General features: G+C 72.1%; 22 protein-coding genes. 7 read left to right on the top strand and 15 right to left on the bottom strand.

The features are described 5' to 3' along the window. The first annotated feature begins 51 nt into the window (after positions 1-51). Complete coding sequence (locus PO78_RS08165) at positions 52-474, top strand: CBS domain-containing protein (RefSeq protein ID WP_004324928.1); 423 nt, start codon at positions 52-54, stop codon at positions 472-474. A gap of 72 nt (positions 475-546) precedes the next feature. Here PO78_RS08165 and PO78_RS08160 read toward each other — a convergent pair whose 3' ends face one another. The 13 genes from PO78_RS08160 to arsS all read right to left on the bottom strand — a co-directional run bounded on the left by PO78_RS08160 (position 547) and on the right by arsS (position 12,941). Beyond that, entirely contained in the window at positions 547-1,644 is a 1,098-nt protein-coding gene (locus PO78_RS08160) for a DUF5924 family protein (protein WP_043743140.1), read from the bottom strand. After that, entirely contained in the window at positions 1,641-2,381 is a 741-nt protein-coding gene (locus PO78_RS08155) for an SDR family oxidoreductase (RefSeq protein WP_012586007.1), read from the bottom strand. The genes PO78_RS08160 and PO78_RS08155 overlap by 4 nt, the downstream gene beginning before the upstream one ends. After that, on the bottom strand, positions 2,378-3,001 hold the full coding sequence (locus PO78_RS08150; protein WP_012586008.1) for a class I SAM-dependent methyltransferase: 624 nt from the start codon (positions 2,999-3,001) through the stop codon (positions 2,378-2,380). The genes PO78_RS08155 and PO78_RS08150 overlap by 4 nt, the downstream gene beginning before the upstream one ends. A 59-nt stretch (positions 3,002-3,060) precedes the next feature. After that, positions 3,061-3,804 carry an SDR family NAD(P)-dependent oxidoreductase gene (locus PO78_RS08145; RefSeq protein WP_012586009.1) on the bottom strand — a complete coding sequence of 248 codons (744 nt, stop codon included), beginning with the start codon at positions 3,802-3,804 and terminating at the stop codon, positions 3,061-3,063. Continuing rightward, complete coding sequence (locus PO78_RS08140) at positions 3,801-5,081, bottom strand: ABC transporter ATP-binding protein (RefSeq protein ID WP_004323234.1); 1,281 nt, start codon at positions 5,079-5,081, stop codon at positions 3,801-3,803. Before PO78_RS08140 ends, PO78_RS08145 begins: the two co-directional genes overlap by 4 nt. Then, positions 5,078-6,109: an ABC transporter ATP-binding protein gene (locus PO78_RS08135; RefSeq protein ID WP_004323232.1), complete on the bottom strand. Its 1,032-nt coding sequence runs from the start codon at positions 6,107-6,109 to the stop codon at positions 5,078-5,080. Before PO78_RS08135 ends, PO78_RS08140 begins: the two co-directional genes overlap by 4 nt. Beyond that, complete coding sequence (locus tag PO78_RS08130; protein ID WP_004323229.1) at positions 6,106-7,065, bottom strand: ABC transporter permease; 960 nt, start codon at positions 7,063-7,065, stop codon at positions 6,106-6,108. The genes PO78_RS08135 and PO78_RS08130 overlap by 4 nt, the downstream gene beginning before the upstream one ends. Positions 7,066-7,091: 26 nt before the next feature. Next, the gene (locus PO78_RS08125; protein WP_043743138.1) at positions 7,092-8,075 is read right to left on the bottom strand and encodes an ABC transporter permease; all 984 of its coding nucleotides are present in this window, start codon (positions 8,073-8,075) and stop codon (positions 7,092-7,094) included. Positions 8,076-8,242: 167 nt separating this feature from the next. After that, on the bottom strand, positions 8,243-9,838 hold the full coding sequence (locus tag PO78_RS08120; protein WP_004323225.1) for an ABC transporter substrate-binding protein: 1,596 nt from the start codon (positions 9,836-9,838) through the stop codon (positions 8,243-8,245). A 215-nt stretch (positions 9,839-10,053) separates the two neighbouring features. Next, a complete protein-coding gene (locus tag PO78_RS08115) occupies positions 10,054-10,515 on the bottom strand; it encodes a CopD family protein (RefSeq protein ID WP_004323223.1) in 462 nt (153 codons plus the stop codon). An 82-nt stretch (positions 10,516-10,597) separates the two neighbouring features. Beyond that, positions 10,598-11,230: a TIGR04282 family arsenosugar biosynthesis glycosyltransferase gene (locus tag PO78_RS08110; RefSeq protein ID WP_043743135.1), complete on the bottom strand. Its 633-nt coding sequence runs from the start codon at positions 11,228-11,230 to the stop codon at positions 10,598-10,600. Further along, on the bottom strand, positions 11,227-11,910 hold the full coding sequence (locus PO78_RS08105; protein WP_043743131.1) for a TIGR04283 family arsenosugar biosynthesis glycosyltransferase: 684 nt from the start codon (positions 11,908-11,910) through the stop codon (positions 11,227-11,229). The genes PO78_RS08110 and PO78_RS08105 overlap by 4 nt, the downstream gene beginning before the upstream one ends. A gap of 17 nt (positions 11,911-11,927) precedes the next feature. Further along, positions 11,928-12,941 (bottom strand): arsenosugar biosynthesis radical SAM (seleno)protein ArsS, encoded by a 1,014-nt coding sequence (gene arsS, locus PO78_RS08100; RefSeq protein WP_043743129.1) that lies wholly within the window; start codon positions 12,939-12,941, stop codon positions 11,928-11,930. Positions 12,942-13,117: 176 nt separating this feature from the next. Between arsS and PO78_RS08095 the strand changes: the two genes are divergently transcribed. From PO78_RS08095 to PO78_RS08085, 3 genes are all read left to right on the top strand, one after another. Next, positions 13,118-14,266 carry an FAD-dependent oxidoreductase gene (locus tag PO78_RS08095; RefSeq protein WP_043743126.1) on the top strand — a complete coding sequence of 383 codons (1,149 nt, stop codon included), beginning with the start codon at positions 13,118-13,120 and terminating at the stop codon, positions 14,264-14,266. Positions 14,267-14,335: 69 nt separating this feature from the next. Then, entirely contained in the window at positions 14,336-15,445 is a 1,110-nt protein-coding gene (locus PO78_RS08090) for a methyltransferase domain-containing protein (RefSeq protein ID WP_043743124.1), read from the top strand. A gap of 46 nt (positions 15,446-15,491) precedes the next feature. Next, positions 15,492-17,660: an FAD-dependent oxidoreductase gene (locus PO78_RS08085; RefSeq protein ID WP_043743122.1), complete on the top strand. Its 2,169-nt coding sequence runs from the start codon at positions 15,492-15,494 to the stop codon at positions 17,658-17,660. A gap of 13 nt (positions 17,661-17,673) precedes the next feature. Here PO78_RS08085 and PO78_RS08080 read toward each other — a convergent pair whose 3' ends face one another. Then, entirely contained in the window at positions 17,674-18,927 is a 1,254-nt protein-coding gene (locus PO78_RS08080; protein ID WP_082047708.1) for an MFS transporter, read from the bottom strand. Between the two features lie 156 nt (positions 18,928-19,083). On the opposite strand from PO78_RS08080, the gene PO78_RS08075 reads away from it, so the two are divergent. From PO78_RS08075 to PO78_RS08065, 3 genes are all read left to right on the top strand, one after another. Further along, complete coding sequence (locus PO78_RS08075) at positions 19,084-19,917, top strand: class I SAM-dependent methyltransferase (RefSeq protein WP_043743118.1); 834 nt, start codon at positions 19,084-19,086, stop codon at positions 19,915-19,917. Positions 19,918-20,074: 157 nt separating this feature from the next. Continuing rightward, positions 20,075-21,070, top strand: a complete 996-nt coding sequence (locus PO78_RS08070; RefSeq protein ID WP_004326275.1) for an ankyrin repeat domain-containing protein — start codon at positions 20,075-20,077, stop codon at positions 21,068-21,070. A gap of 273 nt (positions 21,071-21,343) precedes the next feature. Continuing rightward, on the top strand, positions 21,344-22,522 hold the full coding sequence (locus PO78_RS08065; RefSeq protein WP_043743116.1) for a multidrug effflux MFS transporter: 1,179 nt from the start codon (positions 21,344-21,346) through the stop codon (positions 22,520-22,522). Positions 22,523-22,535: 13 nt separating this feature from the next. Here the strand turns inward: PO78_RS08065 and PO78_RS08060 are convergent, their stop codons facing one another. Continuing rightward, on the bottom strand, positions 22,536-25,607 hold the full coding sequence (locus PO78_RS08060; protein WP_043743255.1) for an ATP-binding protein: 3,072 nt from the start codon (positions 25,605-25,607) through the stop codon (positions 22,536-22,538). Positions 25,608-25,679 lie beyond the last annotated feature (72 nt).

Below are 25,679 nucleotides of genomic sequence, written 5' to 3'. Positions count from 1 at the left end.
CGTCCTATGGTGTGACAGAAATCACACCAAGCAGAACAAGAGGAGGCCGCCATGACCAACCGCAACATCTCCTTCATCGTCAAGGACCAGAACCCGCTGATGCTGCGTCCCACGGACACCGTGCAGACGGCCTGCCGCAGCATGTGCGAACGCAGCGTGGGCGCGGTGCTGGTGACCGACGCGCGCGCGCACCTCAAGGGCATCTTCACCGGCCGCGACGCGGTGCAGGTGATCGCCAACGGCGGCGACCCGGCCAAGGTGCAGCTGTCCGAGGTCATGACGGCGAAGCCCGACACCATCGACCCCGAGCACAAGGCGATCGACGCGCTGCACATGATGTGCGATGGCGGCTACCGCCACCTGCCGGTGGTGGTCGACGGCAAGGTGGTCGGCATCGTCTCGCGCAGCGACTTCAAGGGCCTGGAGCTCGACCAGTTCGAGGACGAGCAGAGCCTCTGGGAACGCATCTGCTAGCCGCCACGGCAAGCCGGCCGGCAAGACGTCCAGGCCCGCGCGCACCACGGCAGGGGCGCGCGGGCCTTTTCTTCACTCCACCCTGAAGCGCAGCGTGCCGATCATGCGGTCGTCGGCGGCGAGCACCTGCACCTGCCAGCGCCCGCGCGGGTCGTCCGGGAAGTTGCGCTTGCGCGTCCACGCCCGGTAGCCCTCGGCACGGCCGCCGTTCACCTCCAGCTCGATACGGTCCACCACGCGTCCCTCGTGGCGCCACACGTGCACGACCTTCTCCGACAGGCCCAGCGGCGCATGGATCGCGGTGTAGGCGTACAGGCCCTCGGCGAGCAGCTGCCCGGCCTCGATCTGGCGCAGGCTCTCGGCGGGCGCGCGCTGCGCCTCGTCCACCACGCTGGTCACCGCGACCTGGGTCAGGCGCAGCGTGGCCGGCGGCACCCACAGCCGCGCCAGCCAGCCCGCGGCGCCGAGCGCGGCCAGCAGCGCCAGCACCAGCAGCCCGCGCCACCAGCGCGGCACGCTGATCGCCCCGGTCAGCGTCGGGAAGGACAGCACCACCGCGAGCGCGAGCGCGAGCTGGTAGCTCGCCAGCGCCGGCACCTGCAGCACCAGCGGGAACACCACCAGCAGCAGCGCGAACAGGGTCAGCGTGTGGTAGCCGAGGAAGAGCCAGCGCCGCGTGGCCAGACGACCGAAGTAGACCGGGTCGAGGATGGCGACCAGCGCCATGAGCCCGAGCACGCCGGTGAACACCGCCTGCCCGCTGTTCCACGAGGTGCTGGCGAAGAAGAAGGGCAGCGCGAAGAACAGGCTCTCCTGGTGGGTGAACTGGGTCAGGTAGCGCACCAGCGCCGGTGGCAGGCCGAAGCCGAAGCGCCGCTTCAGCGCGCGGTCGAGCACGCGCTCGAGCACCAGCAGCAGCCAGCCCGCCAGCATCGCCACCGCCATCGCGCGCGCCACACCCTCGTGGCGCTCGACCAGGAAGAAGCTCGACACCCCGGAGACGAAGCCGAAGGTGGCGATCAGCCCGGGATGGCGGCGCAGCCACACCACCACGCACAGGCCGCGCCGCTTCAGGCGGGCGAGGCGGCTCCCACTCGTCCCCGGCGCCGACTCGGTTTCCTGAAGCGAGGCGACCAGGGCCTCGGTCGTCGGGAAGGACTCGTCCTTCATCGTCCGAGGTCGCGCAGGTCGGCCACCGCCTCGCGGCCGAAGTCTTCGTCGAGCAGGAAGTCGACCAGGTGCATCGCGCACTCGGCCGGGGCGACCAGACCGCCGCTGGCCTGCATCTCGGCGAAGCGGTCGCGCAGCGGGAAGCGTTCCGACGTGCTGGCGCGGATCTCGGCCTGCATGCCGGTATCGATCACGCCCGGGGCCAGCGCGCAGATGCGCAGCCCCGGCACGGCGTCGAGCTGCACCGCGCGGGCGTGGTGGTCGAGCGCGGCCTTGGTGGCGCAATACACGCTCCAGCCCGGGTAGGGCTTGCGCGCCGCACCGCTGGAGACATGCAGCACGCGGCGCGCCTGCGGGCCTTCGGCGGCGGCGAAGGCGGCGGCGAGCGCCAGCGGCGCGCCGACGTTGCTCGCCACCGCACGCGCCACCGCCGCCGGGTCCTGCAGCGCGAGCGGTCCCATCGGCTGCAGGGTGCCGGCGTTGTTGATCAGCAGCGCCTCGTCGGCGTCGGCGAGCCAGCCTTGCAGCATGCCCGAGCCGAGCCAGGCGGCGAGCGCCGCGGCGTCGGCGAGATCGAGCGCGACCTCGCGCAGGCGCTCGCCGTGGCGGGCGGCGAGCGCGGGATTGCTGCGGCGTGCGAGCGCGAGCACCGCGATGCCGCGATCGAGCAGCTCCGCGGCGACCGCCTCGCCGAGGCCGCGGTTGTGTCCGGTGAGTACGGCGCGCATCGCGTTCATCGGCGCCCCTCCCCCAGCGCGGGCGGACGGCGCGCGACCAGGCCGACCAGGGCCGAACGCCCCTTGTGGCCCACACCCTCCTCCAGCACGTCCTCGTATTCCTGCACATGCACGATGTCGAGCCCGGCGAAGGCCTCGCGCAGCAGTGCGGCCGTATACAGGTTCTCCACCGCGGACGGGCCGCCGGTGCGGTATTCGAGCTGTTGCGGCGTGTAGCCCTGCAGGATCAGGTGGCCGCCCGGCTTCAACGCGCGCGCCATGCCGGCAAAGATGCGCGCACGCTGCGCCGGGTCGGCGAACTGGATGAAGATCGCCACCACGAAGTCGAAGGCGGCCTCCGGGTAGTCCCACTCGACCGCGTCGGCGAGCACGAAGTCGACCTCGACATGGCGGCCGGCGGCAAGCTTGCGCGCCTTCTCCAGCGCCACCGGGGAGATCTCGGTGGCGGTCACCGCGAGCCCCTGCTCGGCCAGCCACACCGCGTTGCGCCCCTCGCCGTCGGCCACCGAGAGCGCGCTGGCGCCGGCTGCGAGCAGCGCCGCCTGTGCGGCGAGGAAGCGGTTGGGGGTGGTGCCGAAGACGTAGTCCTCGCCCGCGCTGCGATAGCGGGTGGACCACATGTGTTCCTGTTCCTGTGCGTTCATCCCTGGTCCCTGAAAGCGCCGCGGCGGCGCGGCGGTCACCACGGCACGGGTTCGCCGCGATGGTCGAAGAATTCGCCCGAGTCGCCCGGCCCGAGGCCCTCGATCACCGCGAGCAGGCGCGCCGCCGCCTCGGCGGGGGCCTGCACCTGCAGCCCGGACTTGGCGAAGGGCGCCGACAGCCCGGTGTCGACCGTGCCCGGATGCAGCGCCACGCAGATCGCCTGCGGCCGGCTGCGGCGCAGCTCGACCGCGGCGGTGCGCACCAGCTGGTTGAGCGCCGCCTTCGAGGCGCGGTAGGCGTACCAGCCGCCGAGCCGATTGTCACCGATGCTGCCCACGCGCGCCGACAGCGTGGCGAACACCGCGCGGCGGTCGCGCGGCAGCAGCGGCAGGAAATGCTTCATCAGCAGGGCCGGGCCGATCGCGTTGATCGCGAACGCGTGCGCCAGGTGGGCCGCATCGAGCTCGCGCCAGCTCTTCTCCGGCTCCATGCCCGCGCCGTGCAGGAAACCGGTGGCGTCGAAGACCAGGGTCGGCACGCCGCGCGCACGCACCGCGGCGGCCGCAGCGGCGATCGAGGCCTCTTCGAGCAGATCGAGCGCGGGGCTGCTCCGGCGCCCGAGGGCAAGGACCTCGTCGTGGCCACCCGCCTCGCGCAACGCGGCGACCACGGCCGCGCCCACCCCACCGCCGCCGCCCACGACCACGGCGAGCGTCCTGCCGCCGGCTTCCTCCATGCGCACCTCGGCGCGCGCCGCCTCGCTCGTACCGCCGCTCATGACACCTCCGTGCAGATCTCCGCGCCCGCCTCGATCGTGTCGCGCCCCTCCTCCACCGCATGACAGGCCACGCGCCGGCCGTCGTCGAGCTCGCGCAGGACCGGCGCCTCGCCCCGGCAGCGCGCGTCCGCGAGCGGGCAGCGCGGGTGGAAGCTGCAGCCGGATGGCGGGGTGATCGGGTTGGGGACCTCGCCACGCACCGCATCGTCGCCCCGACCCCGGCGGGAAAAGTCGGGGATGGCCGCCAGCAGCATGCGCGTGTAGGGGTGGCGCGGGCGCTCGAACAGTGCGCGACTGGCAGCGATCTCGACGATGCGGCCGAGGTACATCACGCCCACCTCGTCGGCCATGTGGCGCACCACGGCGAGGTCGTGGCTGATGAACAGGAAGGTGAGCCCGAGTTCGTCCTGCAGGTCGCGCATCAGGTTGAGGATCTGCGCCTGCACCGACACGTCGAGCGCCGAGGTCGGCTCGTCGCAGACGAGGAACTCGGGCCGGTTGGCGAGCGCACGCGCGATGCAGATGCGCTGGCGCTGCCCACCGGAGAACTCGTGCGGATACTTCGCGCCGTCGGCCGGCGACAGGCCGACCTGGCCCAGCAGAGCGGCCACGCGCGCACGGATCGCCGCCTCGTCCCGCTCCAGTCCGAACACGCGGATCGGCTCGGCGATGATGCGCTCCACGCGCCAGCGCGGGTTGAGGCTGGCGTAGGGGTCCTGGAAGATCATCTGGAAGCGGCTGCGCAGCTGCTGGCGCTCGGCGCTCCCGCGCACCTCGGCCACGTCGCGGCCGTCGAAGACGATGCGGCCGGCCGAGGGCTCATGGAGGCCGACGATCAGGCGCGCGACCGTGGATTTGCCGCAGCCCGACTCTCCCACCAGCGCGAAGGTGCATCCGCGCCCGATCGCGAACGAGACCCCATCGACCGCGCGCAGCCAGCGCCGCGGCTCGCGCGCGAGCACCCGCTCGAGCCAGGGCCGGGAGACGTCGAAGGCGCAGCGCAGGTCCTCGACGTACAGCAGCGGCGCCGCGGCACGCGCATCGCGCACACGGCGCGCGCCAGCCGCAGCCGGCGCCGGTGCAAGCGCTGCGGGCTCGATCTCGGCTTCGACCGCGGCCGCCACGGCGGGATGGTCCGCCACATCGCCCGTCCGCTCCGCGACCGCTCCCTGCGCGTCCTGCCCGGCCTGCGGCCGATGCACCAGGCCCTCGGCCTGCTCGACCGCGGCGCGGTCCTCCTGCTTCGCCTTGGCGAGCGCGCGCTCGATGATGCTCACTGCGGGCCTCCGTCGGTGTTCTCGCGCGCCGGCGCGTACAACCAGCACGCCGCGCGCGTGGCGCCGGCCGGCAGCAACTCCGGGCGCTCGACGCGGCAGCGCGCGCTGGCCTCGGTGCAGCGCGGATGGAAGGCGCAGCCGGACGGGATCGCATCCAGGCGCGGCATCGCGCCGTCGATCTGCACCAGGCGCTCAACCTCGGCGCCGAGCACCGGGATGGCGCCCATCAGGCCGCGGGTGTAGGGATGCGCCGGAGCGCGCACCACCTCGGCCACCGGCCCGATCTCCACCACCCGCCCGGCGTACATCACCGCGACGCGGTCGGCGGTCTCGGCGATCACGCCCATGTCGTGGGTGATCAGCATCACCGCGGTGCGGTGCTGGCGGCACAGGCGACGCAGCAGCGCGATGATCTGCGCCTGCACCGAGACGTCGAGCGCGGTGGTGGGCTCGTCGGCGATGATCAGCTCGGGCTCGGCGCACAAGGCGAGCGCGATCACCACGCGCTGGCGCATGCCGCCGGAGAACTGGTGGGGGTAATGGTCGATGCGCTGCGCCGGCGCCGGGATGCCGACCTCGTCGAGGAGCGCGAGCGCGCGCTCGCGCGCGGCGGCGGGCGTCAGGTCGAGGTGGGTCAGCATGGTCTCGACCAGCTGCTCGCCCACCGTATATAGCGGGTTCAGGCTGGTGAGCGGATCCTGGAAGATCATCGCGATGCGGCGTCCGCGCAGGCGCCGCATGGCCTCGCCGCGCAGCGCGTGGATGGCCTCGCCATCGAGCAGGATGTCGCCGCCGGCGATACGCCCGGGGGGCTCGAGCAGGCCGATGATGGCCGCGCCGGTGAGCGACTTGCCCGCACCCGACTCGCCCACCACGCCGAGCACCTCGCCGCGCGCGATGTCGAAGGAGACGTCGTCGAGCGCCACCAGCGTCCCGCGCCGGCGGGGAAACTCCACGCGCAGGTTGCGTACCGACAGCAGCGGCAGGTCGCCGCCGGCGTTCATCCGGTCGATGTGCGGCACGTTCATCGGCGCAGCCTCGGGTCGAGCGCGTCGCGCAGCCAGTCGCCGAGCAGGTTCACCGACAGCGCGAGCAGCAGCAGCGTCAGCCCGGGGAAGAACACGATCCACCACTCGCCCGAAAACAGGTAGTCCTGGCCGACGCGGATCAGGGTGCCGAGGCTGGGCTGGGTGGGCGGCACGCCCACGCCGAGGAAGGACAGCGTCGACTCCAGGATGATCGCCAGCGCGAGGCCGATGGTGGCGATCACCAGCACCGGCCCCATCACGTTGGGCAGGATGTGGCGCAGCAGGATGGTGGGCGCCGGCACGCCGATCACGCGCGCGGCCTGCACGTATTCCTTGTTGCGCTCGGCCAGCGTGGAGCTGCGCACCGTGCGCGCGTACTGCACCCAGTCCGACAGGCCGATCGCCAGGATCAGCACGTAGATCGCCGCCTTGTCGTGCAGCGCCGGCGGCACCACGCCCTTGAACACGCCGAAGATCAGCAGCGCCACCAGGATCGCCGGGAAGCTCAGCTGCACGTCGGCGATGCGCATGATCAGGCTGTCCACCCAGCCGCCGCGATAGCCGGCGATCAGCCCGAGCGCGATGCCGAGCACCGCGGCGAAGGCCACCGCCGCGAAACCGACCAGCAGCGACACCCGCGAGCCGTAGAGGATGGCCGAGAAGAGGTCGCGCCCCTGCGCGTCGGTGCCCAGCCAATACACGTTGCCGGTGAACGCGTTGGCCTGCATGGGGCGGCTGAAGCCGTCCATCAGGTTCAGCGTGGCGGGATCGAAGGGGTTCTGTGGCGCGATCACCGGCGCGAGCAACGCGGCGATCAGGATCGCCAGCACGATCAAGGCCGAGAGCACGGTGATCGGCGAGCGGAGGAAGCCGTGCAGGAGGTCGCTGTCGAGCAGGCGTGCGAGCGCACCGCGCGGTGCGGCAGCGGTGGTGGGCGTGGGGGATTCGGTGCTCATGCTGGGTTCCGGGGTTCCGGGGGCGCTCACTGCCCGCGCCCGGTGCGCTGCACGCGCAGGCGCGGATCGACGACGAAGTAGAGCAGGTCGACGATCAAGTTGATGACGACGAAGATCAGCGCGATCAGCACCAGGTAGGCCGCCATCACCGGGATGTCGACGAACTGCACCGCGGTGATGAAGAGCAGGCCCACGCCCGGCCACTGGAATACCGTCTCGGTGATGATGGCGAAGGCGATGATCGAGCCGATCTGCAGCCCGGTGATGGTGATCACCGGCAGCAGGGTGTTGCGCAGCGCGTGGCCGAAATGCACCGTGCGGTCGGTGAGCCCGCGCGCGCGGGCGAACTTGATGTAGTCGGTGCGCAGCACCTCGAGCATCTCGGCGCGCACGAGGCGCATGATCAGCGTGAGCTGGTACAGGCCGAGCGTGATCGCCGGCATCACCAGCGACTTCAGCCCCGAGGTGGTCAGCAGCCCGGTTGTCCACCATCCCAGGTCCACCACCTCGCCGCGGCCGAAGGCGGGCAGCAGCTTCAATTCGACCGCGAACACGTAGATCAGCAAAATGCCGATCAGGAAGGTGGGCAGCGACACCCCCACCAGCGACAGGCTCATGATCGCGTGGCTCAGCCAGCCGTCGCGGCGCAGCGCGGTATACACGCCGAGCGCGATCCCCAGCGCGAGCGCGCCGAAGCCCGAGATCAGCGCCAGCTCCAGCGTCGCCGGCAGGCGCTCGGCGATCACGTCGGCCACCGGCCGCGCCATGCGGTAGGACACGCCGAACTCGCCCTGCGCCGCATTCACGACGAAGCGCAGGAACTGCACCGGCACCGGGTCGTCGAGGCCGAGCGACTCGCGCAGCGCCGCGCGCTCGGCCATGGTCGCCTCCTGACCGACCATGTTGTTCACCGGGTCGCCGATGAAGCGGAACAGCCCGAACGCGACCAGCGCCACCGTCAGCATGACGAGGACGGACTGCAGCAGGCGGCGCAGGATGAAGGCGGGCATTCGGGGGAGCGGGAGTGAGGAATCGGATGCGGGGTGCGAGGGAGGGGATGGGAGCGTGATCGCGGGCGGGGGAGCGGGGGATCGCGACTGGCGTCGCGCCTACAGGGCGGTCGTCGCGTCCGGTGAGCTTTCTGTAGGAGCGACGCAAGTCGCGATCCCGCGGGTCATCACTTCCTGTACTTCAACAGCTTGAAGTAGGGATAGTTCTCCGACTGCACCGGGAAGTCGATGTCGTCCTTCATCGCCCAGTTCAGCATCTGGTGGTGGATCGGCAGGTAGACGACGTCGTCCTGCACCGTCTTCCACACTTCGGCGACCATGCCGGCGCGCTTGCCGAGGTCGATCTCGCGGTTCATCGCCTTGGTCAGCTCGTCCACCTTCGCGCTGGAATAGCCGGTCACGTTCCACGAGCCGCCCTTGTCGGTCCTGGTCTCGTAGAGGTAATGGAAGACGTAGTGCGAGTCCATGGTCGGCACACCCCAGCCGAGCATGTAGAGGTCGAGCTCGCCCTTGGGCAGCTCGGCGAAGTGGATGCTCTTGGGCCGTGCGTCCAGCCGCGCCTTGACGCCGATCTGGCCGAACATGCCGGTCACCGCCTGGCAGATGGCCTCGTCGTTCACATAGCGGTCGTTGGGGCAGGACAGCGTCACCGCGAAGCCGTTCGGGTAGCCGGCCTCGGCGAGCAGCGCCTTGGCGCGCGCGACGTCGGGCGCCGGCACGACGTCCATCGCCTTGTCGTAGCCGTCGATGAAGGGCGGCGCGACGATGCCGGCGGGCACCGACTGGCCGCGCATCACCACGCGCTTCACCGCGTCGCGGTTGATCGCGATGTTCATCGCCGCGCGCACGCGCTTGTCCGCGAAGGGGTTCCTGCCTTTCACGTCCGCGCTGCGCAGCTCCGCCGCGCCCTGGTTCATGCCGAGGAAGATCGTGCGGTTCTCCGGCCCGGAGCGCACCACGATCCCCTTGGCCGCGGACAGGCGCTCGAGGTCCTGCACCGGCGGGTCGAGGAGGAAATCGACCTCGCCCGAGAGCAGCGCCGCGACCCGGGTGGCGGCCGAGCGCACCGGGGTGAACACCACCTTGGCCACCTCCATGGGATAGGTCCCCTTGCCCCAGTAGTCCTCGTTGCGTTCGAGTTCGGTGCGCACGTCGGGCTCGCGCTTCACGAGCCGGAAGGGACCGGTGCCGTTGGCATTGCGCACCGCGAAGGTCTCGTCGCCGGCCTTGTAGTTCTGCGGCAGCATGACCTTGTTCGCCTCGGACCACTCGCGGTCCATGATGAAGAGGTTGGTCAGGTTGTTGGGCAGCAGCGGGTTGGGGCCGTCGGTGCGCATGCGCACGGTGTGCTCGTCGACCTTGACCACCTCGACCACGCTGGTGAGCAGGCCCTTCATGTCCGAGTTCTCGTGCTTGGCACGCTGAATGGAGAACACCACGTCGTCGGCCGTGAAGGGGTTGCCGTTGTGGTACTTCACGCCCTCGCGCAGCTTGAACTCCCACACGTTGGGGTCCTCGGTGATCTTCCACGCGGTCGCCAGCCGCGGCGCCAGCTTCATGGCCTGGTCGCGGAACACCAGCGAGTCGTAGACCTGGTGGTTCATGACGTGGGTCGGGCCCTCGTTCTGAGAATGCGGGTCCATGGTCAGCGCGTCCCCGGCCGCCGCCCAGCGCACGGTCTGGGCGGCCGCGGGGGCGGCCGCCACGCTGGCGAGCGTCGCGAGGGCGAAAGGCAGGGCGAGGGCAAGTCGGGTCTTGTTCATTTTTCGATCTCCGTCGGGTGCTGCCGGGATTGAGGAACGGGTGGGCCGGGGGACTGCCGGACCGGCTCGGCACCCAGCATGGCGGTCGATTGTTGCACCGGCCGGGTCGGCCGGCCAAGCACGCAGCGTCAGGATCAGGGTTCTCCCCGATCCGGCCGTTGCGACGAGCGGTGTGCATGGGTGGCCACCGCACCGCCGCGAACGGGCGCTGCGGCTCAGCCCAGCCAGCGCCCGATCGTACCCATGGCGATGGTGAGGAAGCCGAGCGTCAGGTTCGTCCCCACCAGCTGCCGGATGCGCCCGAGCGCCGCACCGCCCGCCTTCCACTCCTCGGCCGCGACCGCCTTGCTCAGGGCTGCGTAGGGCACGGAATAGACGAACACATAGATCGCGATCATCACCAGGCCCATCAGCAACATGAGGTGCTGGTGCGGCGGCGCCGCCGCGAAGCCGATGCGCAGCAGCAACGCCAACCCGCTCGCCAGCACCGCAGCCACCGCAACCCACACCCAGGTGAAGAAGCGCGCCAGCACCCCGCGCCACAGCCGCAAGCGCGGCGGTGGCTCGAGCTGGCTGGCGGCCTCGGGACGCAGGCAGACGTAGGCGAAGAACATCCCGCCCACCCAGACGACGACGCCGGCGACGTGCACGAAAAGCAGCAGCGGATGGAAGTCCATGGGGATTCTCCTTCGTGGGATCGGGAACCCGATTGTGCCGCAAAAGCCGGCCCGCACCGGCGGATCCCGGCTTGCCCCGGCTTCATCCGGCGGATGGAAGATGGACGAGGTCGGCCGGGACGTCGATGTCTTGCAGCGCGGGCAACACCTGATACGACCACGCCAGCGCATCGAGGCGCGCCCGGGTCGCCGCCGCGACCGTCGATGTACTCCAGGCGATGCCCTCGAACAGGCTCGGGTCGAAGCGGCGCAGGCCGAGAAGCACGTAGCCGCCGTCGAAGCTCGGCACGATCACCGCCTCGACCTCGTCGAGCGCCTCGGCCGCGGTGCGCAGGCAGGCTGCGTCGAGCGCCGGGCAGTCGGTGCCGATCAGCAGCACGCGCTCGCCGCCGGCAAGCACCCGCCGCGCCGCGCCCGCCATGCATGCGCCGAGATCGCCCTCGCCCTGCGCGGACCAGCGCAGGCCTGCCGGGACCACGACGCCCTGCCAGGCCGGATCGCCCGGGGCGGGGCTGGCGCACAGCTCGACCACGCCGAGCGCTGGATCGGCGGTATCGGCAGCCCCGGCGGCCTCGAAAGCCGCCACCAGCGTGCACGCCAGCATGCGGGCAGCCAGCGCCGCGGCTCCTTCCGCACCGAGCGCCGGGATCAGGCGCGTCTTCACCCGCCCCGGCTGCGGCGCCTTGGCGATCACCACGATACGGGTCGTGCTCACCGGTAGGCCTCGGCGAGGCGCTCGGCCGGCACGCCGCGCCAGTAGGCCCACCGCAGGCGCCACATCAGTACGATGGTGCGCCACACCCCGCGCTGCTCCCAGCGTCGCCCCGAGGTCCGCACCCGCGCCCGCAGGCAGGCCGGGCGCGACACGCGCAGCAGCCGGCGCGAGAGCTCGATGTCCTCCATCAGCGGCTGGTCCGGGAAACCGCCCACCGCCTCGAACACCTCCCGGCGCACGAAGATGGCCTGGTCGCCGGTGGCGATCCCGCTCGAGCGCGAGCGCAGGTTCATCAACGCTGCCACCACGCGCAGCATGCGCGGGCGCCCGTCGATGCGCACGTCGAAACGGCCCCAGGCATGGCCGGCCTGCACGGCCCGCAGCGTCGCGTCCGCATCTTCCGGCAGGCGCGTGTCCGCATGCAGGAACAACAGGATGTCTCCGCCGCACGCCGCCGCACCCGCGTTCATCTGCCTGGCGCGGCCACGCTCGGCGACCATCACGCGGAAGCCGGCTGCGCGCGCGATCGCCACCGAGTCGTCGCGGCTGCCGCCGTCCACCAGCACGATCTCGCAGCCGCGGTCACGCCAAGCGGCGAGATGGGTGAGCAGTTCGGGCAGCGTGGCCGCCTCGTCCACCATCGGCACGACGATGGAGAGCGAAACCGGGCGCCCCCCCATGTCCGACGCCGCCGCACTCACGCCTTTAGCGCCCCGCCGCAGCTCGAACCGCTGCCCGCGGTGCAGCCGAAGCAGTGATCGGCGACGCGGATCGGTGCGCCGGCGAGATCTCCCGCGAGCAGGTCGCGCAGATGCAGTCGGCCCGAGCGCGCCGCCGCGTCGCCGTCGTCGTGCCCCTGCGCGGACGTGAGCGCCCCTTCCGCCCCCAGCGGCAGGCCGAGCTGCTGGTTGAAGTCGCAGTCGTACAGCCGCCCCTGCCAGTCCACGCTGACCAAGGTGCGGCACATCACCCCGCCGAGATTCTCGTCGCGGTGGCTGGCCTGCAGCAGCGCCATGTAGGCGTTGAACTGCCCCTTCGAGATCAGCATCGAGCCGAAGCGCTGGATCGGCATGTTGGCGAGCGCGAACAACTGGTTGAAGACGATGCCGAACTGCGCCGCGAGCTCGCGCCGGTAGTCGGCCTCGAGTCTGGCCTGGTCGGGCGGCAGCACCGGCCCCTGCGGGTTGTACACCAGGTTCAGCACCCGGCCGCTGCCGGCCTGGCCGTAGCCGAGCGCATTCAGGCGCAGCAGGCCGGCGATGCTGCGCTCGAACACGCCCTTGCCGCGCTGGCGGTCGACGTTGTCCGCGGCGTAGCAGGGCAGCGAGGCCACCACCTCGACGCCGTGCTCGGCGAGGAATTCGGCGAGGTCCTCCTGCCCCGGCTCGGACAGGATGGTGAGGTTGCAACGGTCGATCACGCGCACCCCGAGCGCCCGCGCCTCCCGCACCAGCGCACGGAAGCCCGGATGCAGCTCGGGCGCGCCGCCGGTGAGATCGAGCGTTCCGATCGCGCGCGCGGCGAGCACGCGCGGGATCAGCGCCAGCGTGTCGGCGTCCATCATCTCGGTCCGGCCGGGGCCGGCGTTGACGTGGCAGTGCACGCAGCTCTGGTTGCAGCGATAGCCGAGGTTCACCTGCAGCGTGGTGATCGCCTCGCGGCGCAGCGGCGGAAAGCGGCGCGATTCGAGCAGCGGGAGGGTGGCATGCATGCGGAGTGTCTCCATCGGGAAAGTCGATTCTTTCGGCACCTGCGGAATCCGCGGCAGCCGGCACGGTCTTTTGTCGTACCTGCCTCGGAAAAGCTTACGCTCGGGAAGTTCGAACCGTTCCCCTCGTCCGTCCCCCCCTCACCCCCCCATCCGCGCCTCCTTGTCCGCCCGAAACCATGAAGCGACTCCTCCTCGTCGGCGGCGGCCACGCCCAGCTCGCGGTCCTCCAGGCCCTCGCCCGACGGCGTCCGCACGGGGTGGAGGCGGTGCTGCTGACGCCCTCGCCCTGGCAATGGTACTCGGGGATGCTGCCCGGCTGGATGGCCGGCCACTACCGCGCCGAGGACTGTCGCATCGACCTGCGCGCGCTCGCCGACGCAGCCGGTGTGCGGCTCTGCCTCGCCTCCGCGATCACGCTCGACGCAGAACGTCGCATGCTGCTGGACGACACCGGCACCACGCACGACTTCGACCTGCTCGCGCTCGACGTCGGCAGCCTCGTCGACACGCGCGCGCTCGACGCCCTGCGGACGGACGTCTTGCTGGCGGTGAAGCCGTTGGAAGCCTTCATCGCCGCCTGGCCGCAGCGGCTGGCCATGGCACGCGCCGGGCAGCTGCGCCGGCTCGCCGTGGTGGGCGGCGGCGCGGCGGGGGTGGAGCTCGTGCTCGCCGCCGCGGAGGCCTTTCGCCGTGCCGGCTGCGCGGTGGCGCTGGCGCTCGTCGCGCCACCCGGCGGGCTGCTCGCCGGCCATGCCGAAGGTGCGCGGTGGCGCGTGCTGCGCCGTCTGGCCGCGGCCGGCATCGCGCTCCACCCGGCTCGTGCACGGGGCACGCCTGCGGGGCTCGAGCTTGTGGACGCCGGGCGCGACGCGCCGACAACGCTGCCCGCGGACTGCGTGATCGCCGCCACCGGCGCACACGCCCCGCCCTGGACGCAAAGCAGCGGCCTGGCCTGCGACGCCGCGGGCTGGGTCATGGTCGACGCCGGCCATCGCAGCGTCTCGCATCCTTTCATCCACGCCGCCGGCGACGTGTGCACCCGCGCGGATCCCGGCTTCGCGCGCTCGGGCGTGCACGCGGTCCATGCCGGCCCGGTGCTCGCCGCCAATCTGCTCGCCGCACTGGCGGGCGGCCCGGCGAGCGCGCCGGTGCGCAGCTACCGGCCGCGCCCGCGTTCGCTCTACCTGATCGCAAGCGGTCCGCGCCACGCCATCGCCTCGTGGGGACGCTGGTCCGCCGAGGGGCGCTGGGTGTGGCGCTGGAAGGACCGCATCGACCGAGGATTCATTGCACGTCACCGGCGCGCAGCCATCGTGCCGGTGTAAGAATCCGCGGAGCACATGCGACAAAGCCCGAAGCTCCCTTCTCACTCCCTTATTCCCCGGGGCCCCACCATGCATGAACTCGTCCAGGACTACTACGGCCGCACCCTGCAATCCTCCGCCGACCTCAGGACCTCGGCCTGCTGCGATGCCAGCGCCCCGCCGCCGGCGCTCAGGCCCGTGCTCGGGCGCATCCACCCCGAAGTGCTCGCGCGCTACTACGGCTGCGGCCTGGTGAGCCCGCCCCTGCTCGAAGGCTGCCGGGTGCTCGACCTCGGCTGCGGTTCGGGGCGCGACGTGTATGCGCTCGCCCAGCTCGTTGGCGAGCATGGCGAGGTCGTCGGCGTGGACATGACCGCGGAGCAGCTCGCCGTCGCGCGCCGCCACGAGGACTACCACCGCGAGGCCTTCGGCTTCGCGCGCAGCAACGTGCGCTTCCTCGAGGGCTATATCGAGCGTCTCGACGAGCTCGGCCTGGAGGACGCCAGCTTCGACGTGATCGTGTCGAACTGCGTGATCAACCTGTGCCCGGACAAGGCTGCGGTGCTGCGCGAGGTCTTCCGCCTGCTTCGCCGGGGTGGCGAGTTCTACTTCTCGGACGTGTATGCCGACCGCCGCGTGCCCGCCGCCGTGCGCGACGATCCGGTCCTGTACGGCGAATGCCTGGGCGGCGCGCTGTACTGGAACGACTTCCTCGCGCTCGCCCGCGCCGCAGGCTTCGCCGACCCGCGCCTCGTGGAGGACCGGCCGCTCGCGGCGACCGACCCCGCGCTGGCCGCGAAGCTGGGCGACGTCCGCTTCTTCTCGGCGACCTGGCGGCTGTTCCGGATAGACGGACTGGAGAGCGCCTGCGAGGACTTCGGCCAGGCGGTGGTGTATCGCGGCACGCTGCCCGAGCAAGCCACGCGCTTCGTGCTCGACAAGCGGCACGGCTTCGACGCCGGCCGGGTCGTACCGGTGAGCGGCAACACCTGGCGCATGCTGCATGACAGCCGGCTGCGGCCGCACTTCGACTTCATCGGCAGCTTCGAGCGCCATTACGGCCGCTTCATTGCAGAGGGCCCGGCGATGCCCTTCGACACGGCGGCGCGCGGCACCGTCACGGACAACCCGGCGCCGACGACAATGCCGGCGCCGGTCCCCGCGACCCTCGGCAGCGCGGCGCGCAAATCCTGCTGCTGATCGGGCCACGACGGCTCCGCACGGCTCACCCGCTCCCGGGACGAAGATGAAGAAACCCCTTCTGCTGCTGCTCGTGCTCGCGCTCGTCGCCGGCTTCTTCGCCAGCGGGCTGCACCGCCAGCTCGACCTCGACACCCTCAAGGCCGGCATGGCCGGGTTCGCTGCCTGGCGCGAGGCCTCGCCGGTCCTGGTCGCCGCCCTCTATTTCGCCGCCTACGTGGCGGTGACCGCGCTGTCGCTGCCCGGCGCGGCGGTGATGACCCTGGCCGGCGGGGCACTGTTCGGGCTGGGCTGGGGGCTGCTGATCGTGTCCTTCGCGTCGACCATCGGCGCCACGCTCGCCTTCCTGGTCTCGCGCCACCTGCTGCGCGACAGCGTGCACGCGCGCTTCGGCGCGCGCCTGCGCGCGATCGACGAGGGCATCGCGCGCGACGGCGCGTTCTACCTGTTCTCGCTGCGCCTGGTGCCGGCCTTCCCCTTCTTCCTGATCAACCTGCTGATGGGGCTCACCCCGATCCGCACGCGCACCTTCTACTGGGTGAGCCAGCTCGGCATGCTGCCCGGCACGCTGGTGTATGTGAACGCGGGCACCGAGCTCGGCGCGGTGGACAGCCTGGCCGGCGTGCTGTCTCCGGGCCTCGTCGCCTCCTTCGTGCTGCTCGGCCTCTTCCCGCTGCTCGCACGCTGGATGGTCGAGCGCGTGCAGGCGCGCCGGGTGTATGCGGGGTGGCAGCGCCCGGCACGCTTCGAGCGCAACCTGGTGGTGATCGGCGCCGGCGCCGCCGGGCTGGTGACGTCCTACATCGCGGCGGCGGTGAAGGCGAAGGTGACCCTGGTCGAGGCCGGACGCATGGGCGGCGACTGCCTCAACACCGGCTGCGTGCCGAGCAAGGCGCTGATCCGCAGCGCCAGGCTGGCCCACCAGATCCGCCACGCCGACCGCTACGGCCTGGAGCCCGGCGAGCCGGAGATCGACTTCCGCAGGCTGATGGCGCGCGTGCGCGCGGTAATCCGCAAGATCGAGCCGCACGACAGCGTGGAGCGCTACAGCGCGCTCGGCGTCGAGGTGCTGCAGGGGCGCGCGCGCATCGTCGACCCATGGACGGTGGAGGTGGCGCTGAACGAGGGCGGCACGCGCCGGCTCAGCACCCGCAGCATCGTGATCGCCACCGGCGCCCGCCCGACCGTGCCCGACCTGCCCGGGCTGGAGGCGGTGGGCTACCTCACCAGCGACACGGTATGGGACGCCTTCGCCGCGCTCGACGCGCCGCCGCGCCGGCTGCTGGTGCTCGGCGGCGGGCCGATCGGCTGCGAGCTGGCGCAGGCGTGCGCGCGCCTCGGCTCGCAGGTGGTGCTGGTGGCGCGCGCGCCGCAGCTCCTGCCGCGCGAGGACGCCGATGTCGGCGCCTTCGCCCGCGCCGCGCTGGAGGCGGACGGTGTGGAGGTGCTGACCGGAGTCGCGGCATTGCGCTGCGAGCAGGAAACGGCAGCGGGCGGCACAGACAAATTCCTTGTCGTCGCCGACCCCGCCAGCGGCGGCGAGCGCCGCATCGCCTTCGACACCCTGCTGTGCGCGGTCGGCCGCAGCGCCCGCCTGGAGGGCTTCGGCCTGGAGGCGCTCGGCATCCCGACCGGCGCGACGGTGGCGACCGACGACTTCCTGCAGACGCGCTACCCCAACATCCTCGCCGCCGGCGACGTCGCCGGGCCCCTGCAATTCACCCACGTCGCCGCGCACCAGGCCTGGCACGCGGCGGTCAATGCGCTCTTCGGCCACCTGCGCCGTTTCCGCGTCGACTACCGCTGCGTGCCCCACACCACCTTCACCGACCCCGAGGTCGCCCGCGTCGGGCTCAACGAGACCGAGGCGCGCGCACGCGGCATCGCGTTCGAGTTCACCCGCTACGATCTGGCCGAGCTCGACCGCGCAATCACCGATGGCGCCGACCGCGGCTTCGTCAAGGTGCTGACCGTGCCCGGCAAGGACCGCATCCTCGGCGCCACCATCGTCGGCGAGCACGCCGGCGAGTTGCTCGCCGAGTTCGTGCTGGCGATGAAGCACGGTCTGGGCCTGAACAAGCTCCTCGGCACGATCCACGCCTACCCGACCTTCGCCGAGGCCAACAAGTCGGTCGCCGGCGAATGGAAGCGCGCGCACGCGCCGCAGCGCGTGCTGCGCTGGCTGGAACGCCACCACGCCTGGCGGCGGGGCTGACGCGCCGCGCGCATCAGGCGCGCTGGTAGCGCGTCCGGCTCGACAGCACCAGGCCGACAAGGGAGGCGAGCCCGGTGATCACCCAGGTCCATTGCCAGCCGCCGACAGCGCCCGCCACCCAGGCCACCAGCGGCGGGCCGAGGAACTGGCCGGCCGAGGAGCACTGCTGCATCCAGCCCACGGTGGTCGACACCGTGTCGTCGTCGGGCGCCACATGCACCGCGAGCGCGAACAGGGTCGCCGGGATAAGCCCGCCGATCGCCGAGAACAGCACCACGGCCAGGTAACGCGCGACCGGCAACTCGGCCGTGAGCGGCGAGAAGGCGACGAAGGTGGTCGCCGCCATGGCGAGGAAGCCGGCGTACAGCAGGTGGCGCGCGCACACGCCGCGATGCAGCAGGCGGCCGGCGGCGACGTTGCCGGTGACGTTCGCGAGGCAGGCGAAGGCGGTCAGCAGCCCGGCCACCTGGCCCGACAGTCCGGCCTGGGCGTAGATCGACGGCAGGAATCCGATCACCGCCAGCCACTGGCTGGAGTACATGGAGAAGGTGATCGCCACCCGCCACGGCCCCGCGCTGCCGAGCGTGGCGCGCAGGCGTGCGCCCCAGCGCGCACGTGCCGCGACCGCCGCCCCGACGGGGGTGCCCGCCGCAGCACGGCGCGCGTGGTCGGATGGCACGCGCACCGCCAGCCACGCCGCCACCGCAGCCGAGGCCATCGCCAGCAGCCCCCACAGCCCCTGCCAGCCCATCACCCCCATCAGCGCCGGCCCACCGGCCAGCACCAGCGAGGTTCCCGTGGCCATGTAGGTGCCCCACAGGCCCAGGTGCAGCGCCAGCCGGCTGGGGGGCACGAGCTGGCGGATCAGGCTGGGCACCGGCAGCACCACGAGCAGGAAGCCCAGCCCCTCGATCGCGCGCAAGACCAGCAGCTCGCCGGGCTGGGTCGCCCACGCGCCGGCGAGGCTGGCGGAGGCGAGCACGCCCTGGCCGAGCAGCACGCTGCGGCGCAGGCCGAAGCCGTCTGCGGCCAGGCCGATGAAGACGCCGCCGAGCATGCCCGCCATCTGCACCATGGAGAGCAGGAAGCCGGCCTCGACCAGGCTCACGCCGAGCGCATCGCGCAGCACCGGGATCGCCGGCGGGATCTTGCCGATGTGCAGCGCGGCGACCATGCCGGCGATGATGACGACGAAGGCGGGCGGGACGCCCGCAGCCGCGGACGGCGCGTGCCCGCCCATGTTCCGGGAAGCTTCTGTGCGGCTCATGGTCTCCTCTCAGCCTCTCGATGGGCGACGAGAGCATAGCCGCGATCGCGCCGGCGTGCGCGCGGGCGAGCCCGCCGCGTTCGCGGCTTGGTGGTCCGCCCCCCGCCGTGTACATTTGCGCCCACCCCGCTTCCGCGCCCGCGCGCCCCGCCCGCCATGACCACCCCGCACCCCGAAATCCGCCCCGGCCAGTCGGTCGAGCTGCTCAAGCAGCTCCACATCCTGACCCGCGACGGCAAGCTCAACCAGGACAGCCGGCGCAAGCTCAAGCAGGTCTACCACCTCTACCAGTTCATCGAACCGCTGCTCGCCGAGGCCCTGGCCGAGCGCCCCGACATCGAGCTGGTCGACCACGGCGCCGGCAAGTCCTACCTGGGCTTCATCCTCTACGACCTGTTCTTCAAGGCGCACGCCCCCGGCGGCCGCATCCACGGCATCGAGACGCGCGACGAGCTGGTGACGAGCTCGCGCCGGCTCGCCGACAAGCTCGGCTTCTCGTCCGGGATGCGCTTCCAGAACCTCAGCGTGGCGGACTCGATCACCTCGGACCGCCTGCCCGGACGCATCGACCTCGTCACCGCGCTGCACGCCTGCAACACCGCCACCGACGACGCCATCCGCTTCGCGCTGAAGAAGGATGCCCGCGCGATCGTGCTGGTGCCGTGCTGCCAGGCCGAGGTCGCCGCGGCGCTGCGCCGGAACAAGCAACAGGCGCTGCGCGGCCCGATCGCCGAGCTGTGGCGCCACCCCATCCACACCCGCGAGTTCGGCAGCCACGTCACCAACGTGCTGCGCTGCCTGCAGCTCGAGGCCCACGGCTACGAGGTCACGGTCACCGAGCTCGTGGGCTGGGAGCACTCGTTGAAGAACGAGCTGATCATCGCCCGCCGCCAGCCCGAGCGCCCGCGCCGGCGCGCGGCCGAACGCCTCGCCGCGCTGCTCGGGATGCTCGGGCTGGAAGAACTTTCCGCGCGTTTCTTCACGAGCTGACCTGTCCGCGCCGACACCGCCGATCCATGCCTTTGTGCTGCGATCGAACTGCTAGAATCGGGGAGTCCGCCACGCAAGGTGGACAGGAGACAGGGCGCCGCGCCCGGACGGAACCGGAAAGTCGAGGAGGACGGATGCGGGCGCATCCGGAACGGACATGGCCGAAATCGAATCACCGCTGGCATTTCTGCTGACCACGCCGTACGCGAGCCGCTATCCGCGCAAGCTCGTCGAGGGCTTTCCCCATGTCGCCCGCCGCATCGCGGAGCTCTGGGACGACAAGGACAAGCTGGGCGAATACTTCACCGAGCTCATGGTCTCGAAACGGCCGAACCGGCGCGGTTTCCCGCCCGAGGTGGGCGCAGAGATCGTTTATCTGAGCATGGCCTACGACCTCCACGGCCCGGTGCGTCCCACCCCGCAAGCGGCCCCCGAGCCCACGACGGCCGCGCGCGACGACGCCTGGGACTACGAGCGCGCGGTCGCCGAGCTCGAGCGCCTCGACATTCCGATCACGATGGCGCAGTTCGTGCGCGCGCTGGAGGCTGGCGACCAGCACCTGTGCTCGCTCTTCCTGCATGCCGGCTTCGACATCGACGGCCGCGACGCGCGCCAGTGGACGCCGCTGATGATCGCCTGCTTCCATGGCCGCGAGGCGCTCGCCCTCGAGCTGATCCGGCTCGGCGCCAGCGTGGATGCGACGGACGCCGACGGCTACACGCCGCTGCACTGGGCCTCGGTGAACGGCTACCAGAAGGTCGGCGAGGTGCTCGTGCGCCGCCAGGCCGAGGTCAATGCCACGAGCAACGCCGGCATCACGCCGCTGCTGCAGGCCGCGGCGCGCGGCCACCTGGGCGTCGTGCGCCTGCTGCTCGACCGCAAGGCCAAGGTCAATCTCGTCGCCGCGGACGGCTCCACGGCACTGCTCAAGGCGGTCGCCAACGGACACTGGGAGATCGTCAACACGCTGCTCGACGCCGGCGCCTCCACGCAGGCGACGATGAAGAACGGCACCACCCTGGTCGACATCGCCGCACGTTCGAAGGACGAGCGCATCCGCGAACGCATCGCCATCGCCGCGCGCATGGAGGCGCGCGGCGATGCGCCGATCCAGCGCGACGAGCCGCCACCGCTCACCGGCACGATCTACTGACGGCGGGGCGCGAACGCCGCCTTGCCGGGACCGTCCGTGCGATCCGTCCGCCCGCTCGCGACTCGCGTCGCGCCGGGGCGCTGCGGATACCGTGCCGGTTGATCGTGGGAGCGACGCGAGTCGCGATCGCTGCGGTGGATGAACGGCGGCGACGGCGCGGAGGCGGGATACAATCACGCTCCGCTGGACCGCCTCATTGCCGATGACGAAACATTCCACCCCGCCCGCGCCACCGGCCCTGCTCCCTTCGCTGCGGACGGATGCGGGCGGCCCATGGCGGTGATGCCCTCCGCAGCGCTGGCGGTGCTGGTGGTGGCGCTGACCTCGCTCGGGCCGCTCTCCACCGACTTCTACCTGCCCGCCCTGCCCGCGATCGCGCGTGCCCTGCACACCGACAGCGCCGGCGTGCAGCTCACCCTGTCGGTCTACCTGCTCGGCTTCGGCGCCGGGCAGTTGCTCGTCGGCCCGCTCTCGGATCGCTGCGGACGGCGGCCGGTGATGCTGTGGGGCATGCTGGTGTTCCTGCTCTCCACGCTGGTGTGCGTGTTCGCGGAATCGCTCGCCGTGCTGGTGGGCGCGCGCCTGGTGCAGGCCCTCGGCGCCTGCGCAGGGCCGGTGCTCGGCCGTGCCGTGGTGCGCGACCTCTACGGCCCCGCCGAATCGGCGCGCGTACTCTCGCACGTGTCCACCGCCACCGCGCTCGCACCGCTGCTCGCGCCGCTGTTCGGCGGCTGGCTCACCGCCGCCTGGGGCTGGCGCGCGACCTTCGTCGCGCTCGCGATCTACGCCATGGTCCTGATGCTCGCCGTGGCCGCGCTGCTGAAGGAGACCAACCGCCACCCCGATGCCCATGCGATGCGCCCGGCCCGGATGCTGGCCAACTACCGTACGCTGCTCGCCGACCCCGCCTACCGCGGCGCGCTGCTGATCGGCTGCGGCGCCTTCGCCGCGCTGTTCGCCTTCATCTCCGGCTCGCCCTTCGTGTTCATCGAGCACTTCGGCATGTCGCCGCAGCAGATGGGCCTGGCCTTCGGGCTCAACGTCACCGGCTTCATGATCGGCTCGACGCTGTCGGCGCGGCACTCGCGCCGCCTCGGCCCGGCTCGCCTGATCCGCTACGGCGTCTGGATCGGCGCGGCGTGCGGCGTGCTGCTCGCCGCGCTCGCCTTCGCCAGCCCGCAGCACCCGGCGGCGGTGATGCTGCCGATGTGGGGCGTCACCGCGGCGATCGGGCTGATCCTGCCCAACGCCACCGCGCTCGGACTCGCCGGCTATCCCAAGATGGCCGGTGCCGCGGCCTCGCTGATGGGTTTCGTGCAGATGGGCCTGGGCGCCGGGGCGGGCATGCTGGTCGGGCACGGCGTGCAGCGCGGCACCGCGGCGCTCGGTCTCACCGTCGCGGCCGGCATGCTGTTCGCCCTCGCCGCATGGAGCCGCTCACCCGCGCGCTGAACGCGGGCGGCGTTCACAAGAACGCACGGCCGGCCTCCACCAGCCCGGCGATGTCCGCCGCAAGTTCGTCCAGGCGCGCCGCCACGTCGGGCTCGTCCTGCGCGATTGCCTTCTCCAGCGCTGCGGCCGCCTGCATGATCGCGAGCGCGCAGATGAAGCCGGCGTTGCTGCGCAGCGTGTGCATGCGGCGCGCCGCCGATTCGCGCTCGCCGCGTGCGAGATCGGCGCGGGTCGCCGCCACCACCCCGGCGTTGTCCTCGATGAAGAGCCCGAGCAGGCCGATGAACATGTCGCGATCCTTGCCGAGGCGCTGCATCGCACGCTCGCGGTCGATGCTGGGCAGCGCGGGGAAATCGTCGCCAGCCGCGGCAGGCGGCGCTGCTGCGCTCTGCGCCGGCGACGCGGGCGGGGGCACGGGCGCGGCGGCCGGCATGGGTGCGGCAGCGACCACGTGCGCAGGCCGATCACCCGCGCCGGCCGCGGGCGTCGCTTCGGCCAGGCCCGCAGCCGACTGCGGCATTACCCAGCGCATCAGCAGCTGCGTCATCTGCTCCAGGTCCATCGGCTTGGGCAGCACGTCGTCGGCGCCGGCGGCGCGCGCGGCGGCCTGCTGATCCTCGCCCACGCCGGCGGTGAAGGCGATCACGGGCAGCGCGGCGAGGCCGAGCTCGTCGCGGATGCGGCGGGTGGCGGAGAGGCCGTCGAGCACCGGCATCTGCACGTCCATCAGCACCGCGTCGAAGGCCTGCGGCCGGCCACGCAGCAACTCGATGGCCTGCTGGCCGTCGGCGGCGAGGGTGGCGCACGCGCCCTCCAGCGCCAGCGCGCGTTGCACCAGATCGCGGTTCATCGCGCTGTCGTCCACCACCAGCACCTGCATGCCGGCCAGCCGCGGCCCGGCCGCGCGATCGCCTTCCGGCGCCGCGACCACTCCGACGCTCGCCGGCTCGCCGCCGGCAACCCGCTCCAGCGGCAGCTCGAACCAGAAGGTGCTGCCCAGCCCGGGCTGGCTATGCACACCGATCGCGCCCCCCATCAGCTCGACCAGGCGCTTGCAGATCGACAGGCCCAGCCCGGTGCCGCCGAAGCGCCGCGCGATGCCGGCATCGGCCTGGGTGAAGGGGGCGAACAGGCGCGCCTGCGCCTCGGGCGCGATGCCGATGCCGGTGTCGCGCACCTCCGCACGCAGGCGCAGTCGCACATCCCCCACCTCGTCGGCGCGCACGCGCAGGGAAACCTCGCCACGCTCGGTGAACTTGATCGCGTTGCTGACCAGGTTGATGAGGATCTGCTCGATGCGCAGCCCATCGCCGCGCAGCTGCCCGGGCGGCAGCGCCGGCGGCTCGATGCGCAGCGCCAGCCCCTTCGCACGCGCGGCCTGGCCCATCAGGCTGTCGAGATTGGCGAGCAGCGCGCGCAGGTCGAAGGGCCGCGGCTCGATGCGCAGCTGGCCGGCCTCGATCTTGGAGAGGTCGAGCACGTCGTCGAGGATCGCCAGCAGCGAAGCGCCGGCGCCGCGGATGCGCCCGACCATGTCGCGCTGCGCAGGCGCGAGCGGCTCGCGCTCGAGGACCTGGGCGAGGCCGAGCACCGCGTTCATCGGCGTGCGGATCTCGTGGCTCATGTGGGCGAGGAACTCGCTCTTGGCGGCGTTGGCCGCGGCAGCCGCGGCCGAGGCCTCGCGCAGGCGCTCCTCCATCTCGATGCGCGCGGAGATGTCCTCGACGATGCCGAGGTAGCGCGGTGCGTCCTCCGAGGCCACCTGCACCGGCGCGAAGGCCAGGCTCACCCACACCGGCGTGCCGTCCGGGCGCAGGTAGCGCTTGTTGAGGCGGTAGCCGGCGATGCGCCCGGCGTCGAGGCGGCCGAGCTGGCGCAGGCTCTCGGCGACGTCGTCCGGATGAGTGAGCGCGATCGGGTCGACGCCGACCAGCTCGCCGACGCTGCGGCCGACGATCGCGGCGAAGCGCGGGTTGGCCTCGGTGATCCGCCGCGTGCGCGGGTCGAGCAGCACCACGCCCAGCGGCGCCTGCTCGAAGATCACCCGAAAGCGCGCCTCGGCGACCTGGCGGGCCTGCAGGGTGGCGCGCTCGCGCTGCTCGCGGTCGCGCCGCCACACCAGGTAGCCGCCCGAGTACACCAGCATGAGGCCGAGCGCCATCACCACGCCCATGCCCCAGGTCAGCGTGCGGATGCCCGAGTAGGCCTCGCGCTCGTCGATCTCGGCGAGCATCAGCCAGGGCGTGCCCTCGACCGCGGCGGCGTAGGCCAGTACCGGCACGCCGCGGTAGTCGCGCCCGCCGGAGAGGATGCCGCGCTCGCCGAGCGCCGCGCGCGCGGCCGGCAGATCGGGAGTGGCGAGCGGGCGCTCGAGCGCGAGCGCCGCATCGGCCTGATGGCGCAGCGGGGTCAGGAAGCGCACGCCCTCGCCCTCGCGCCGCACCAGGTAAGTCTCGGCGCTGCGCGTGGGCACCGGCCAGGCCTCGACCATCGGATACAGCGCGGTCTCGGCCTCCCAGGTCAGGTAGGCCACACCGCGCGACGGCGCGCCCACCGGCGCGAGCACGCCGTAATGCGTGCGCCCCCGGGCGTCCTGGTGCAGGTCGACGAGCTCGACGCGCGGCTGCCGCAGCACGTCGGCGATCAGTTCGGCATGGGCCGAGAGGTCGGGGCTGCCGACCGCGAGCGCAGGCGCGCCGTCGGCGTCGAGCAGGGCGACGCCCTGCCAGCCGCGCAGGCGGGCGAGCTCCTCGACGAGCGCCCGCATGCGCGCGAACGCCGCATCGTCGCGGCGGCCGCCGTCCAGCCAGGCCTCGAACAAGGCCTCGAGCTGCGAATGGCCGGTGAAGACCATCCGCACATCCACGCGCGCCTCGGCGAGCCAGCCTTCGATGTGCTGGCGCTTCTGCTCGGCGATGACCGCCAGCGTGCGCTGGGTCTCGCGGCGGATCTCCTCGCTCAGCGAGCGGTAGCCGAAGGCACCCACGCCGCCCACCAGCACGGTGAGGGCGATGAGCGGAAAGGCGAGGCGCAGGCCGGCATGGCGGCCGCGGGTGGCGGCATCGGCGGCGGGAGCGTGGTTCATGGCGTGGAGGCGTGCGATCGCGGCCGGGCCGGTGCACGCAGACAGAAGAATGTCCGCATTGTTGCGCTGCGG

Origin of the sequence: Thauera sp. SWB20 (assembly GCF_000831325.1) — a bacterium.
Taxonomy (GTDB): domain Bacteria; phylum Pseudomonadota; class Gammaproteobacteria; order Burkholderiales; family Rhodocyclaceae; genus Thauera; species Thauera aminoaromatica.
Note: the sequence above shows the minus strand (reverse complement) of the source record. Positions and strands in the feature narration are given on the sequence as shown.